This window comes from Mesorhizobium sp. B2-6-4, from assembly GCF_006441495.1.
GTDB lineage: Bacteria > Pseudomonadota > Alphaproteobacteria > Rhizobiales > Rhizobiaceae > Mesorhizobium.
In genome coordinates, this window is record NZ_VFUE01000020.1 from 82,272 (window position 1) to 95,917 (window position 13,646).

Sequence of the window (13,646 nt, forward strand, 5' to 3'; positions counted from 1 at the left end):
GCTGGCGCGCCCTTTTTAAGGTGGCGCCGATGTGGCGCCCTTCTTGTGTCAGCCCTCCCTTCACACTGCCGGACCTCCCGATGCTCATTGCACAGATCAGCGATTTTCATATCCGACCCGACGGCCAGATGGCCTATGAGGGTCTCCAGACCAACACCATGACTCGTCGCGCCATCGCGACCGTCGCCGCGCTCGATCCGGCACCCGATTGCGTCCTCGTCAGCGGCGATCTCGCCGATTGCGGTCGCCCGGAAGAGTATGCGCTGGTCGCCGACATGCTGTCGGCCCTGCCCATGCCCGTCTTCATCATCCCTGGCAACCACGACCGGCGTGAGACAATGCGCGAGGTGATGGCGCCGAAATTCCCCTATCTGAGCCAGTCGCCGGATTTCCTGCATTATACGATCGAGGACCTTCCGGTCCGCCTCATCGGGCTGGACACGGTGCAGCCGGGAGAGGACGGTGGTGCGATCTGCGAGCGGCGCGAAGCCTGGCTCGGTGAGCGGCTCGCCGAGGGCGACGGCCGCCCGACCTTCGTCTTCATGCACCATCCGCCCTTTCCCGTCGGCGTGCACGGCATGGACATCATGATGTGCGTCGTCGGCGACGGCTTCCGCGACATGATCAGGTCCCACGCCGAAATCGAGCGTGTGGCCTGCGGGCACTATCACCGACCCATCACCACGCGCTTTGCCGGCACGGTCGGCTTCGTCGCGCCGGGCGTCGCGCACCAGGTCGCGCTCGATCTTCGTCCGGGCGAGCCCAATCGCTTCATCTTCGAACCGCCGGCTTTCGCCCTGCACGCCTGGTCGCCGCAGACCGGTATCGTTTCGCACGTCGTCCCGATCGGCGATTTTGGCCCCGCCCACGATTTCATCACCGATGTCGACTACCCCGGGAAAAACGAAACATGAGCGACTACCGTCAAATCCTGAAAGACGCCGATGCCGTCGCACGCAAGGCAGCCGCGACGTTGATGTCGATGCGCGAGGAGCGCCTCGACGTCACTCGCAAGGAAGGGCTGGACATTGTCACCGCCGCCGATCTCGCTTCGGAGCGCATTGTCATCGACGGGCTGCGCGCGCTTACGCCGCAAGCTTCCATCCTGTCGGAAGAAGCCGGCACGACGGGAATCTTGGGCGAAAGCCGCTGGATCGTCGACCCGCTCGACGGCACGATAAACTACGCGTCCGGCCTGCCGTGGTTCTCCGTCACCATGGCCTATCAGGAGCAGGGTGCGACGAAGGTCGGCCTGACCGTCGCGCCCGCCGCCGGCTTCGAGGCGCACTACACCTGCGAGGGGATCGCGACCGTCAACGGCAAGACGGCCAATGTGTCGACAACTGCAAGACTGGCCGATGCGGTCATTGCCGTCGTGCTGACGTCGCACTTTTCGGCCGAGGAGGTGGCGCGCACCGCAGAGATCGTACGGCGGCTCGGCGTCGGCGCGCGCGGCGTGCGCGTTATCGTCTCAGGGGCCTTTGAATATTCGATGGTCGCCGCCGGCCAGCTCGATGCGGCGGTTTCGATCAAGGCCGACGTCGTGTCCTACGCGGCTGCCATGCCGCTGCTACGCGCAGCAGGAGGCAAGGTCACCACGCTTTCAGGTGTCGACTCCACAGACGAGGACACGCAGAAGGTCGGCTCGAACGGGCTCATTCACGACGAACTTCTTGAAGCGCTACGCGGCCTGTGACACCTGGCGCGCAAACCGGAGCGAGCATGCAAGACACATTGATCATATTCGACTGCGACGGCGTGCTGGTCGACAGCGAACCGCTGGCGGCGCTTGCCTACCGGCGGGTCTATTCGAAACACGGCATGGAACTCGACCCGCAGGCGGTCCTGCAATGCGTCGGCATGAAGCAGACCGATATCCTGGAGCGCATCAGGCTCACGACCGGCCATCGTCTTGAGGAGCATCAGACCACGGATTTGTGGGACGAGGTGAAAGCGCTCTTCACCGAAAGTCTGCAGCCGATGGCGGGCCTGAAGCCCTTCCTTGAACGGCTGTCCAATCCCCGCTGCGTCGCCTCATCCTCCTCGCTAGAGCGGATACATCACAGCCTTTCGGTCACGGGGCTCGCGAAATTCGTCGGCGAGAACATATTCTCATCGTCAATGGTCGCGCGCGGGAAGCCCGCCCCCGACATCTTCCTGTTCGCCGCGGATCGGATGAGCATCGAGCCGAAGCGCTGTGCGGTTATCGAGGACTCGCCCTTCGGCGTGCAGGGCGCAGTCGCCGCCGGCATGACGGCGATCGGCTTTATCGGCGGCGGCCACACCTATCCGGGGCATGCCGAGAAACTGCGCCTGGCCGGCGCCCGAACCATCTGCGCCGACTGGGACGAAGTCGCGCGCGAACTCGTTTCTCTGGAGTTGATCGCGCCCGTTTCCGTTTAGATTTCAGGCCCAGCGAAAGCCGGGCAGCAGATAATCCGGCACCGCCCTTTCCTGCTCGACACCCTCGAAAGCGCCGCGTCGCCGTGGCTCTCGTAGTAGAGCGCCTGACAGTCGCATCCTTGATGGTCCGATTCATCCTCTCGACTTGGCCGTGGCGTCAGACGGGAGCGGAGAGTGCGGCGGCGATCCTGTAGTGGCTTCTCGGATCAATGGGCTTGAGGTGGGAACGGCGGGACATTGCTGCCCTGGCTCTGCTTCGCACGACGTCAGCCGCACGGAAGACTGGCAGCACCAGCAGCCGAAGTTGGTCCAAAAAGAGGCCGTGCCGTTGACGATCACCGCACCGGCTGAGCCAACGAATCGTCCAATTGCACCGTCGCCGCCACGCCCTGACGAGCGCGAGGCCGCCTTAGATTTCTTTGCTTTCTCTTTTTCACTTGACGCGGTTCTTCGTTTGAAAGCGCACCCGTCACGCAGTCGACCACGTTGAACGCAACAAAGTCCGCTTCCAATTGCTCGGCGAGGCCCGCCGCATCCTCCCTGGGCTTGTCATGGGTGTCGTGCCAGAGCGCGATTCCGATGCGTGCACGCGGTGCGAGTCGCCTCAAGCGCCTCACGACGAACACCGCGTGTTTGAACGAATCGCGGTTGAGGAAGCCCACGACGACTGCGTCGCGAGCTTCAAGCGGAAGTTTCCGGATCCGCGCGGGGAGGAGGTCACGGTGGCTCGCGGCCACGCAATCCGCACCCTCGATCGAAATGACTTGCGCGAGCATCGCAGCGGCCACATCGTCGAGGTCTCCGCGCCCGCCGATACACAGCACTGACTTCCCAGCACCATCCGGGAGATCAGGCGCAAACTCGGCTTGATCCTCATCCTCTTCGCCCGGATCCGCGCTCGCGCCTTCTTTTTCCGCGTGCTCGTCTTCTTCCTCTTCTTCTTCCTCCGCGGCGATCTCGTTGAGGTTGGCCACCAGGGTGCGGGCGTTTTCGGCAAGGTTCGCCAACTGACTTGCCGTCAGTGCGCCCCGAGCCCGGTCCTGTTCACCAAGCAGCAACGCCGGAATCGCAACCGTGCTGTGGAACTCGATCAGGTATTTCTCCTCGAGCATTTCTTCCGCGTTGTCGGTGGCTTCGTCGATATCGTCGGCAAGAAGCCGCTGGTACAGACGCTCCTTCGGGTCGAGCACCGGCTCATCGCCAAACAGGATCTGCAGGAATTCGAACTGGGGCACGTGCCGTCCAAGCACGACAAGGCAGACGGTCAACGGCGTCGACAGCACCAAGCCGACCGGGCCCCATAGCCAGGCCCAGAAAACGGCGGCTACGATGATCGCCAGCGGCGAGAGGCCCGTGTGCGAGCCGTAAAGCCAGGGCTCGACGATGTTGCTGATTACGAGCTCTGCCAAGATGAAGAGAGCGCCAGTCCATACCAGTAAGCTCCAGCCGGGAGCCACTGCGAAGGCAAGAAACAAAGGTATCACCGCCGCGATAACCGGACCGATAAAGGGTACGAAACGCAAGACAACGGCCAACATGCCCCATAGCAGGGCATTGGGAATGCCAAGAAACCAAAGACCTATCGCAAGGGGCACGCCGTAGACGATGTTCACGACCAATTGCATGAGCAGATATTGTCCGACGCGACTGCCTGCATCCTGCAATGCCTGGGTCGTGCGATGGAGATCGCTGTAGCCCACAAGGCGAATGAATCGATCCCGCAATTCTTCACGCTCGAGCAGCATGAAAATCACCACGATGATGACAAGGCCGGTCGTGGCGAGTGGTCCGATCAGCGGCTCGATGATGTTCCTCAGCGTCTCTATCGGACGCTGGGGCGAGAATATCTGAACCAAAAGCGGATCCTGCTGCTTCGTGGTTTGCTCCACATCTGCCTGTCCGCTGGATTGGGATTTGTTTATCTCAGTGTTGACGCGCTCGAACACCTTGCCGAGCCGGCTGATAAGGCCGTCCTCGGATCCTGTTTCTTTCAAAGTCCGAATCTTCTCGAGGATGTTGGATTGGTATGTCGGAATGTCCTGCGCGACCTGGCTCACCTGCGTGGCAACGATCAGGCTGAACAGCGACACGAGGACGAAGGCCGATGCAACCGCGCCAAGCACAGCGATCATTCGCGGCAGCTTCAACTTTCGGAGCAAAGAAACAATCGGCGCCAACGCAAATGTGAGAAGGACCGCTATTGCCAATGGCAGCAGGACCTCCTTGGCGACGTAAAGAATGGCGACGGTAGCAATCATCGCCACGACGGTTGCCAACTTCGATGTCATAAAAGCAGGGGGCATGATGGGACCTATCTGCAATCTCGCGATTTAGAGGACGGCCATGGCCTAACCGCGCAAAGCGTGCGCTGGTCCATATACTGGCACCTCCTCAGCTTCTGGCCAATGACCTGGTTCGTTACACCCCATGTGTGATGATCTCGAACTTTTGCAGGCATGTAGCCCAAAGGTGTGGATCATCGGAACATCCGCAGCGTCCCTCGCAGGCCCAAAAGATTTCTTTGGCGGCGTGCTTCCTACCCGGCTGGCAATGACCAAGGTCATCACGCATGGCGTGACCGGCGCGTCCGTATTTCGGCCTGGTGACTGGCCAGCGGAATTCGCTGAACGGATCAGCGCTGCGGTTTTGCCGGGCTACAGCACCTTCTCCCGAGCCGACACTTTGAAAGCGGCGGATTCTCGGCCGCAGCCGACGCTACCGTGCATTTTCAGGATCCCGACGAGGGTGCCATCACGCGCTACACGGCGGTTACGCGGAAATCCGTTTAGCGATGATCAAGGGAGTGATTGACGAACTCAAAAGCAGGCACCGAAAACCGGTCGAAGCTCGAGTTTGGAAAAGGGCGGCAAGCCGATCGTCGATGGCGAACTCGACTTGGATGCGCTCTCGATGGGGTCGCCGGTTCGACGGCAGACGGCCGTCATATCGGCTTGCCTGGAATCAAGGAACATGGGGGGGAGTCTTTTGTTCGGGAGTTACAGAACCGGATCGATGGGAGCGACTGAAAATGAGACAAGACATTGTGGCTGGCGCGAAGTTCCCCGACTACGTTCTTCCCGACCACACCAAGACACCACGGCGGCTGTCGGACCTGCAGGGCGACCAGCTGATGATCGTGATGCTGACGCGTGGGTTCTTCTGTCCGAAAGACCGGCAGCAAATGCTCGAACTGGTGCGGTTTCACTCGCAATTGGTCGTCGGCTACACACAGCTCGTCACGATCACCACGGATGATTGGCATACGACCAACAATTACCGCCAGCAGACCTCCGCGCCCTGGCCCTTTCTTTATGACGAGGAACGGCTCGTGCAGAAGGACCTGGACATCAAGGAATACACCGACACCACGCACGACGTGATGATCCCGCACACGATCGTGCTCGGGCGGGACCTCGAAGTCTTCAAGGTCTATAACGGTTACTATTACTGGGGCCGCCCCTCCACCGCCGAATTGCACGCAGAACTGCGCGAACTGGCGCGAAGGACCTATCGCGACTGGGACATCACCGAACCCGAGCTGCGGGAGAAATGGACGAAAGGCGATAAATCCAAATTCTACCCCTATGGCGGGAATTCCATCTCCATGGACACACTCATGCTCCAGATGGCCGGCGCGGTCGACCAATATGCCGGTCGGGCAAAGAGAAGCTGAACGGAGGAAGCCAGCATCGCTCGCGGCGGTCTTCTCCCAGTCACGCTTTTTGTCCAGCCGCGCTTGGTAAACGAACCTTTTTCCGATCCGGGCCTGCTACTGGATTTCCGCTTCCGCAACAGGGCCATCCTTTTCTATCTCGGAGAGCTTTCGACGCTTTCGCTGCGCGAAATCCTGCGAATCTCGCACGTCTTCGTGACGCATATGCACATGGATCACTTCGGCGGTTTCGACAGCCTGAGCAGGCTGTCGCTTTACAGAGCAAGCCCGGAAGTCCACGGTCAAAATTTTATTGAGCAAACCAGTTGTTTAGAGGAAAGCCGATGGTACCGTTGGCTGGGATCGAACCAGCGACCTCCGGATCCACAATCCGAGTGCAACAATTGATACTATTGGTCTTTTCGCTTCCATGTTGCGTTTATGTCGCGATCAGCCGAGCAGCGCCTTTTCCGCCGCCGCCATCTGCTCGCCATCGTCACCTCTCGGAAACAGATGGCTGTAAACGTCCAGGGTCATGACGATCGATGAATGCCCTAGGCGTTCCTGCACAACCTTGGCAGACAGCCCAAGCCCGCCCTGATCGGCGCTGTTAATGCACCACGAAGCATAAAAGTGCCGCAGCGCATGAAAGCCGCTGTACTTGGGCGCAAGGACCGGGGCGCCGTTCTCGTCCTTCTCTTTCGTCTCAACAGTGACGCCAGCGGAGATCTGGACAGGGTGCCAGCCACGGCGAACGATGTTCGGCAACTGCTCGACGTTGCCGCTGCCGTTGGGGAACACCAATCCCTCTTTGCCCTTCGGACACTTCAACTTCCATTCCTTCAAGGTGTTGATGACCAAGGGAGGCGCCGGCACGGTGCGTTCGCCAGAGATAGACTTGGGCTTACCTATCTCATTGTGCCTGTCTGCCCGCTGGTGGACCCTGATTTCCCGCTTGGTGAAATCGACATCACTCCAGCGCAGCCCGCGAAGCTCCGAGGCTCGCAAGCCGGTGAAAATGGCTGTCAGGATGACCGGCCTCCAGCGCCCTTCCAAAGCCCCTACAATGGCCTTGATCTCGTCGCGCGTCGGAATGTCCACGCCGACCTTAACCCGCCCCTTCTGGCGCTTCTCCTGCCGTCCCTTACCCTTACGCTTGCCGCGCATGTCGCGGACCACGTTGCGGGCTACGAGGCCACGCTCTTGCGCGTCTGCCAGCAATGAGCCGAGGCTCACCAATACCTTGCGCACCATCGCAGGCGAACGGCCATCCGCGATCAGCTTGTCTTCGAAGGCGCGCACCGTGGCGATACTCAACTCGTTAAGCTTGGTGCCTCCGAGGTACGGCGCAATATGGAGTTTAAGGTGCTGCCGGTACTGGTCGGTTGTGGTGCGCTCCAGGCCCGCGTTATCGGCTGCTGCTGTCCACAGATCGCCCGCCTTCTGTACCGTGGTGCTGGCGCCGTCCGCGACGTGGGTGCCCTCCATGATCTGCACCGTTGACGTGGCCTCAAACGCGTCGGCCTCTTTCTTGCGCTCGAACGTCTTCAGCCGGCGGGCGCCCTGCCCGTCCACATAGTCAACAACCCATGCCTCACGCTCGACACCCTTTGCCGTAGTCCACTTGCGCTTGCGTACCGACATCTTGAAACCCCACTTTGTAGCCGGTTGGATTAACCGGGACCATGTTGCAGTATGTCGCAAATAATCCGGACGTCAAGCGTTCGTTATCCACTGGCACCGAATGGGGAGGCTTGACAGTAGCAGGCACTCATGCGAAACAAAGAACGGAAAGCGTTCTTGGTTAGGATGACGACAGATGGAATATACCCTTTCGGATCTCACCGAGATCACTGGCGCCAAGCGTCGGACCCTCCAGCTTTGGGCAGAGGCAGGTGTCATCCTGACAGACGACGTGCACGGCGGCACCGGCACCTATCGCCGCTACTCCCGCCAGGAGGCCCTGATCGCCTGCCTGATGGTGCCCTTTCACCGCCTTCAGATGTCGATCGGTCAGCTTGCCCTAATCTCTAATGGCATCCGTGGCCAATTGAATGGTGAAGGTGACGGCAAGGTCTACTGGACGGACATCGAGGCCAGCATTGCTGGGGCCGCCAAGTGCTATCTCATCGTCAGCGCGTTTGACGGTGCCGATGCCGTACCGGTTTCCTTCTATGTGCCTCGCCCGAGCGCGAAGCCTGGAGCTCAGTATGCAGGCATCGGCGCAATGATGGCTATGCATGAATCTGAGCCGAGTTCGATCAGCTTGACGCTACTGGTCAACACCCACGTCAAAGCCTTGCGTTGAGTACGCGTTTTTTTGAGTCAACAAGAACGGAGAACGTCTTTGATGAATGATGACAAACCTAAGATCGACCTTGTTTGGGGCTGCGCTGAAATCGCCAAGGTGATCCAGCGCACGCCCCGTCAGACCTTTTACATGCTCGAAAGCGGATCTTTGCCCGCCCGCAAGGTTGGCAATCGCTGGGTGGCAGATCGGAGCAAGCTCCACGCCCTCTTTCTGGAGGACGTAGCATGAGTAATAGCGGCATCGATCATGAATTGTCCGCCGCCGCCGATGAAGCGGCTGTCTGGTTGAGCGTCAACTGGTGGAAGGCTGAACGTCCACTGACTCCATTCCTGCGCAAACGGTTCGGGCTCTCGGCTGTGGAAGCCGTCCACGCAATGCGGGAATCGGCACGGATTAGGGGACTAACCAATGAGAAACCCTGAAATGGAAACCGCTCCCGGACTGGCATCCGAGAGCGGTAATAGATACGAAAGCAGCAATTCTGCAAACCTATCAGAAGCCCGCCACGGTCGCAACTCGCCAACGCCGCAGGAAAGGTGGAATGCCGCCCATCCTCTTGAGATGTGGGCTCATGCTTCCCTGCGCTCTGCAATCAAGCGCGGCCTTATCGAGCGGAAGCCTTGTCAGGCTTGCGGCGCCCCGGAAACGCACGGCCACCACAGCGACTATCTCAGGCCGCTGGACGTGACCTGGCTTTGCCCACTGCACCACAAGCGGGAACATCGCCGCATGCGGTGCGAGGCTGTCGATGGCTGACAAAGGAAAGGCGCGCAAAAAGGGAAGCACAACGATCGGGGGCCAGTTTTCATGGCGGCTGATCGCCATGCAAAGCTCTCCTGCCTATCGCGTGCTTTCACAATCCGGACACAGGGTTCTAGATCGACTTGAGATTGAGCTGGCTTCGCATGGTGGCGACGACAACGGCAAGCTGCCAACCACCTTCGATCAATTTCAGGAATACGGCATCCACAGGCAGGCCATCGCCCCGGCAATTCGGGAAGTGGTCGCACTAGGCTTTGTGGAGATCACAGAACGCGGCCGGGCTGGCAATGCAGAGTGGAGACGCCCCAGTCTCTACCGGCTCACCTACAGGCCCTCCAGGCTGACAGAGCCGACCGACGACTGGCGCAGGATTGAAACACTTGAACAGGCCGAACTGCTGGCAAGAACAGCTAGGCTTGCAACAGATCACCAGTATCGGAAAGCGTACCAAGCCTTAGTACGGAAACCGGACCTCTCAGGCCCATTCCATAGTACGGATTCCACCACTACTAGCCATAGTACGGATTCCACCACTACCTCTATATCTCGGGGACAGAAGCCCTAGCTCTGCTCCGCATACCTCAGGCCCCGTCATAAGCAATTTAGCAACAAGCAGACGCCTGCCTGACCACTCCCAAAGCCTCAAAGCTCTTTTGTTCGGCGCGCTTATTGCCTCCGTAGCCATTGGGAGCCTTTGAGACATGCGGATTATTCATCCGACAGTCGTTTTGCAAATGCCTGATATTCAACGATAATTTGTGACATGTTGCGAGCATGTTGCGTCGATGATAGTCTGGCGCTACTGATTTGGAGACGCAAAATTGAGCGCAGATGCAGCAGAGATGGAAGGCGAGTCCAGCCCGAAGCCGGCCGGAAAGGTTCGGCTTAAGACACTGGACGATCTCGACCGTCGCACGACTGCTGCCCGCGTGGTGTTCGAACTGCGGGACAGCCTCGCTGCTGACCTTGGCGGCAAGCCCAACCTGAGCGTGATGAAGCTGGAGCTTATCGACAACGTGGCCTGCCTTGGCGCGATGCTGAAGGATGCCGCAGCCAACTACCTTGAAGGCGAGCCGATCGACATCAACGAGTTCATGGCTCTGACCAATGCGCAGCGCCGCCTCCTGGCTGATCTCGGGCTTGAGCGGCGGGCACTGAAGGACATTACGCCAAGCCTCAAGGACTATGCCGCCACCAAGTACGCTGGTGCCGCCTCGTGAGCTTGGCAAACATCACCATCGACACGGCATTGCGTGATCCGAACCTGCTCGGTGCTGCTCTCGGGCAATCGACCACATGGGACACATGGATTGCGATCCTGCGCGCTGCCTATGGCCTGGAGCTATCAACCGAGGAGCTTATCGCCTTCAATGCCGTTGCTGGTGGCAGGGAGCCGCCTTCCAAGCGCGTTCGTGAGCTTTGGTGCATCATCGGCCGCCGCTCGGGCAAGTCGCGCATTGCAGCCGCCCTGGCTGACTTCATTGCCGCTTTCCATGACCATTCGAACAAGCTTGCGCCGGGTGAAGTCGGAACCATCCTCGTGCTGGCCGCCTCACGTGTTCAGGCACAGGCCGTGTTCAACTACATCCGGGCTTTCTTCGAAGCCTCGCCCATCCTCTCGCAGCTTGTCGAGAGCGTGACCAACGATGAGATCAAGGTTGCCGGCAACATCGCCATCGCCGTCCACACCAACAATTACCGCACGGTTCGCGGTCGCACCCTGATTGCCTGCATCTTTGACGAAGTTGGCTTCTGGCGCGACGAATCCACCTCATTGCCCGATGTCGAGACCTACCGCGCCGTACTGCCTGCATTGGCAACGACTGGCGGGATGCTGATCGGCATATCGAGCCCATACGCGCAACGTGGCCTGCTCTATACCAAGCACAGGGATTGCTTCGGCAAGAACGATGCTCAGGTGCTTGTGGTGCAGGCGGGAACCAAGGTCTTCAACCCGACCATCGACACGGAAGTTATCGACCAGGCACACCGCGACGACCCGGAATCAGCCGCCGCCGAATGGGATGCAAAGTTCCGTGGCGACCTGTCCACCTTCGTTGATCGGGCCGTGGTGGAACGCTGCGTCGATATCGGGGTGAAGGAACGCCCGTATCTTCGGCAATACCGCTACGTGGCCTTCTGCGATCCGAGCGGCGGTGCGCACGACAGCATGACGCTCGGCATTGCCCACAGGGAAGGCGACAGGAGCGTTTTGGACTGCCTGCGGGAACAGAAGCCGCCCTTTGATCCGCACGACGTTGTGGGCGAGTTCTGCCGTGTCCTGAACACCTACAAAATCACCAGCGCCACCGGCGACAGATATGCCGGCGCCTGGGTGTCGGAAGCCTTCAAAAAGGAAGGCGTTCGCTACGTTGCAGCGGAGCGCACCCGCTCGGAAATCTATCTGGACGCCCTGCCGCAGCTCATGGGCGGGATCACCTCGCTTCTCGATAACACCCGCCTTGTCGGGCAGATTTCGCAGCTTGAGCGGCGCACGACGCGCACCGGGCGAGACAACATCGACCATATGTCAGGGGCCTCCGACGATCTCGCGAATGCGGCGCTCGGAGCCGTCATGCATGTGCCCTCCCTGAACCGTGCCGACGCCAACCACTACGGCGGCGGGAGCCGCGCGCCAGTCGTCAATCTGTCCCACGCCGGCATGAAGGCAAAAACAGGACGATACGGCCCTGTGCCCATGAAAGGACCATCGCGCAATGGCTGATATCGCAGCACGCAGGCAAGAGGCTGAAAGCCGCCTTACCGAACTGAAGCACATGCATGGAATCGCCTTGCTGGACGACAAGCCATTCGATCTGGAGGAGATCCTTGGCGTCGAACGTGAGCTTTCCGGGCTCACTGCCGCCGAGGGCGAGCAGATGCGCCGGCAGCGCATGGAAGCGGCGGCGGCAGGACAGGCCCGCATTGACGCCCTGAAGGAGAAGCTTGAGCGCCGCAACACGGAACGCCTTGAGGCTGTGGAGCGCGCTGAGAAGGCTGCCATAGACCTGCGCGAGGCCAGCAAGCAGTGGATTGCTGCCAATGGTGATTGCGCCGGCCTGGTCCGCGCCCTGAACCAGACAGGCGGTGCCGGCATCCTCGACCCTCATGAGACTGAGGTACGGCTCTCCCACATGCTGACATGCGCTCTGAAGCCTCTGTTCGGGCTGCGCCGCAAGCTCGGGATGATCGTTTTTCCGGATGCCTGGAGCCGTTTCGCCGGCAGTTGGAAGGAAGCCGAACAGTCCATCACCGAACACGAGATCCTGGCCGCCCTGAAAGGAGCCGACAGAAAATGAGCAAGACAGAACTTTCGACGGAAATTCCGGCCGCCCCGCGATCGGCGCCCGACATCGATCCTGCCCGTGTAACGCTCCAGTCCACCGGCTTTGTCTGGCGGGAATATCTGGTGCGTGTCCCCGCTGATTTCGTGGCCGACGACCTGAAGGAACCAACAGTTTGGCGGAAGCTCCAGAACGGCAGCAAGAATGCCCTTCGCAAGTTGGATCGCGTCACCATCGTCGCCTATGACGAAAGCTGGCTGGCGGAGGCGATTGTCGCGAGTGCTGACGGTAAGGGCGCCGTGCTCTGCAAGCCACGTCTTACGAGCTTGCCGGCCCGCTTCGACAAGCTTTTCGAGGACGACAAGTACCGCGTCGCCTGGAACGGCTTCGGCTACATCGTAGAGCGCAAGGCTGATGGCCACGCGATGACGCAGCCTACGGCGAACGCCGATCTGGCAACCCGCCTCCTGGCCCAGCTCTATCCGGCGAGGGTCGCATGAGCAACGAACTTACCACATCCGAGAATCCTGGCGCGGCTGGAGCAGGCTCTGCGACGGGTGAAGGCCTTACGACCGGTGCCGAACAGGCGGGCTTTGCCTCCTTGCCTGCCGGCGCCGGTCGTAAGGCTGAGATTCAGCACGTCATGCGCACTGACATCGATCGGTATTACGCCGATGGCATGGACCGTGAGTATGCGCAAATCCTACAATCGGAGCAGGCAACCATAAACCCGGATTCGGTTAATCCGACCCAGCCCATGGACGCAGAGCAGAGCCGGATTTCGCTGTGCAGTTCGGATGCCGGCCGCCGGCTGGTTTCGGATTGGGACGAGATGGGCGGTTTCCGTGCCCACCTCGTCAATGTGCAGCGCACCGCGTCCGACATCGTGCGCACGATCGGCGGGAATCGTGAGCAGCGCGTGTTCATGGAGCATTTCGACCGTGATGTACCCGAGACTGCCCGGATAGCCACCTACGCTGAAATAGCCGCGGGGCCTGCCTATGTCATGCCCGCCACCCCAAACGAGGTGAAATCGTTCGAGGCCACACCAGCCGGCAGCGTGCTGGTTGCGGAATGGGGCTCTGATGCCGCGCAGAACGTGGCGCAGCTCCGCGCCCGCGCCAAGCGCCTGACTGACGCCCTGGACGAGGACGACGCGCACGAATTCTGGTTTTGGCTGGACGAGCAGACACCAGCGACAGCCGCCGCGATCTTCCGCAAGCTGGTGAGGTGA

14 protein-coding genes, 1 tRNA gene and 2 pseudogenes are annotated in these 13,646 nt (G+C 60.3%); 13 read left to right on the plus strand and 4 right to left on the minus strand.

Annotated features, from left to right (window positions below):
- Positions 1-80: 80 nt before the first annotated feature.
- Genes FJ426_RS24490 through FJ426_RS24500 form a run of 3 tightly spaced genes read left to right on the plus strand, consistent with a single transcriptional unit; the run spans position 81 to position 2,403 of the window.
- Positions 81-914 (plus strand): phosphodiesterase, encoded by an 834-nt coding sequence (locus FJ426_RS24490; RefSeq protein WP_140561357.1) that lies wholly within the window; start codon positions 81-83, stop codon positions 912-914.
- On the plus strand, positions 911-1,696 hold the full coding sequence (locus FJ426_RS24495; RefSeq protein ID WP_140561359.1) for an inositol monophosphatase: 786 nt from the start codon (positions 911-913) through the stop codon (positions 1,694-1,696). Before FJ426_RS24490 ends, FJ426_RS24495 begins: the two co-directional genes overlap by 4 nt.
- Before the next feature lie 26 nt (positions 1,697-1,722).
- Complete coding sequence (locus FJ426_RS24500; RefSeq protein WP_140561360.1) at positions 1,723-2,403, plus strand: HAD family phosphatase; 681 nt, start codon at positions 1,723-1,725, stop codon at positions 2,401-2,403.
- 335 nt (positions 2,404-2,738) lie between these two features.
- Here FJ426_RS24500 and FJ426_RS24505 read toward each other — a convergent pair.
- Positions 2,739-4,685 (minus strand): annotated as a pseudogene (locus FJ426_RS24505) (AI-2E family transporter); the annotation flags it as partial.
- A gap of 746 nt (positions 4,686-5,431) precedes the next feature.
- On the opposite strand from FJ426_RS24505, the gene FJ426_RS24515 reads away from it, so the two are divergent.
- Both FJ426_RS24515 and FJ426_RS32075 read left to right on the plus strand, forming a co-directional pair.
- Entirely contained in the window at positions 5,432-6,076 is a 645-nt protein-coding gene (locus FJ426_RS24515; protein ID WP_140561364.1) for a redoxin domain-containing protein, read from the plus strand.
- Positions 6,077-6,139: 63 nt separating this feature from the next.
- A pseudogene (locus FJ426_RS32075) lies at positions 6,140-6,310 on the plus strand (MBL fold metallo-hydrolase); the annotation flags it as partial.
- Between the two features lie 90 nt (positions 6,311-6,400).
- Here the strand turns inward: FJ426_RS32075 and FJ426_RS24525 are convergent.
- Together FJ426_RS24525 and FJ426_RS24530 are read right to left on the minus strand one after the other, a co-directional pair.
- Positions 6,401-6,473, minus strand: a tRNA-Ser gene (locus tag FJ426_RS24525).
- 32 nt (positions 6,474-6,505) lie between these two features.
- Positions 6,506-7,699 (minus strand): site-specific integrase, encoded by a 1,194-nt coding sequence (locus tag FJ426_RS24530; RefSeq protein ID WP_140625437.1) that lies wholly within the window; start codon positions 7,697-7,699, stop codon positions 6,506-6,508.
- A gap of 175 nt (positions 7,700-7,874) precedes the next feature.
- On the opposite strand from FJ426_RS24530, the gene FJ426_RS24535 reads away from it, so the two are divergent.
- The 3 genes from FJ426_RS24535 to FJ426_RS24545 are packed head-to-tail and all read left to right on the plus strand — an operon-like array spanning position 7,875 to position 8,788.
- Entirely contained in the window at positions 7,875-8,363 is a 489-nt protein-coding gene (locus tag FJ426_RS24535; protein ID WP_140625436.1) for a MerR family transcriptional regulator, read from the plus strand.
- 42 nt (positions 8,364-8,405) lie between these two features.
- A complete protein-coding gene (locus tag FJ426_RS24540; RefSeq protein WP_140625435.1) occupies positions 8,406-8,594 on the plus strand; it encodes a DNA-binding protein in 189 nt (62 codons plus the stop codon).
- Positions 8,591-8,788: a hypothetical protein gene (locus FJ426_RS24545; RefSeq protein ID WP_140625434.1), complete on the plus strand. Its 198-nt coding sequence runs from the start codon at positions 8,591-8,593 to the stop codon at positions 8,786-8,788. Before FJ426_RS24540 ends, FJ426_RS24545 begins: the two co-directional genes overlap by 4 nt.
- Positions 8,789-8,858: 70 nt before the next feature.
- On the opposite strand, the gene FJ426_RS24550 is transcribed toward FJ426_RS24545, so the two are convergent.
- A complete protein-coding gene (locus tag FJ426_RS24550) occupies positions 8,859-9,191 on the minus strand; it encodes a hypothetical protein (RefSeq protein ID WP_140625433.1) in 333 nt (110 codons plus the stop codon).
- A gap of 758 nt (positions 9,192-9,949) precedes the next feature.
- Here FJ426_RS24550 and FJ426_RS24555 point away from each other — a divergent pair.
- The 5 genes from FJ426_RS24555 (at position 9,950) to FJ426_RS24575 (ending at position 13,646) form a co-directional block, all read left to right on the plus strand.
- A complete protein-coding gene (locus tag FJ426_RS24555; RefSeq protein ID WP_140625432.1) occupies positions 9,950-10,348 on the plus strand; it encodes a hypothetical protein in 399 nt (132 codons plus the stop codon).
- A 2-nt stretch (positions 10,349-10,350) separates the two neighbouring features.
- Positions 10,351-11,853: a terminase large subunit gene (locus tag FJ426_RS24560; RefSeq protein ID WP_246674912.1), complete on the plus strand. Its 1,503-nt coding sequence runs from the start codon at positions 10,351-10,353 to the stop codon at positions 11,851-11,853.
- Between the two features lie 67 nt (positions 11,854-11,920).
- Positions 11,921-12,427, plus strand: coding sequence for a hypothetical protein (locus FJ426_RS24565; protein WP_140625431.1), 507 nt, complete (start codon positions 11,921-11,923; stop codon positions 12,425-12,427).
- On the plus strand, positions 12,424-12,912 hold the full coding sequence (locus FJ426_RS24570) for a hypothetical protein (RefSeq protein ID WP_140625430.1): 489 nt from the start codon (positions 12,424-12,426) through the stop codon (positions 12,910-12,912). Before FJ426_RS24565 ends, FJ426_RS24570 begins: the two co-directional genes overlap by 4 nt.
- On the plus strand, positions 12,909-13,646 hold the full coding sequence (locus tag FJ426_RS24575; RefSeq protein ID WP_140825549.1) for a hypothetical protein: 738 nt from the start codon (positions 12,909-12,911) through the stop codon (positions 13,644-13,646). Before FJ426_RS24570 ends, FJ426_RS24575 begins: the two co-directional genes overlap by 4 nt.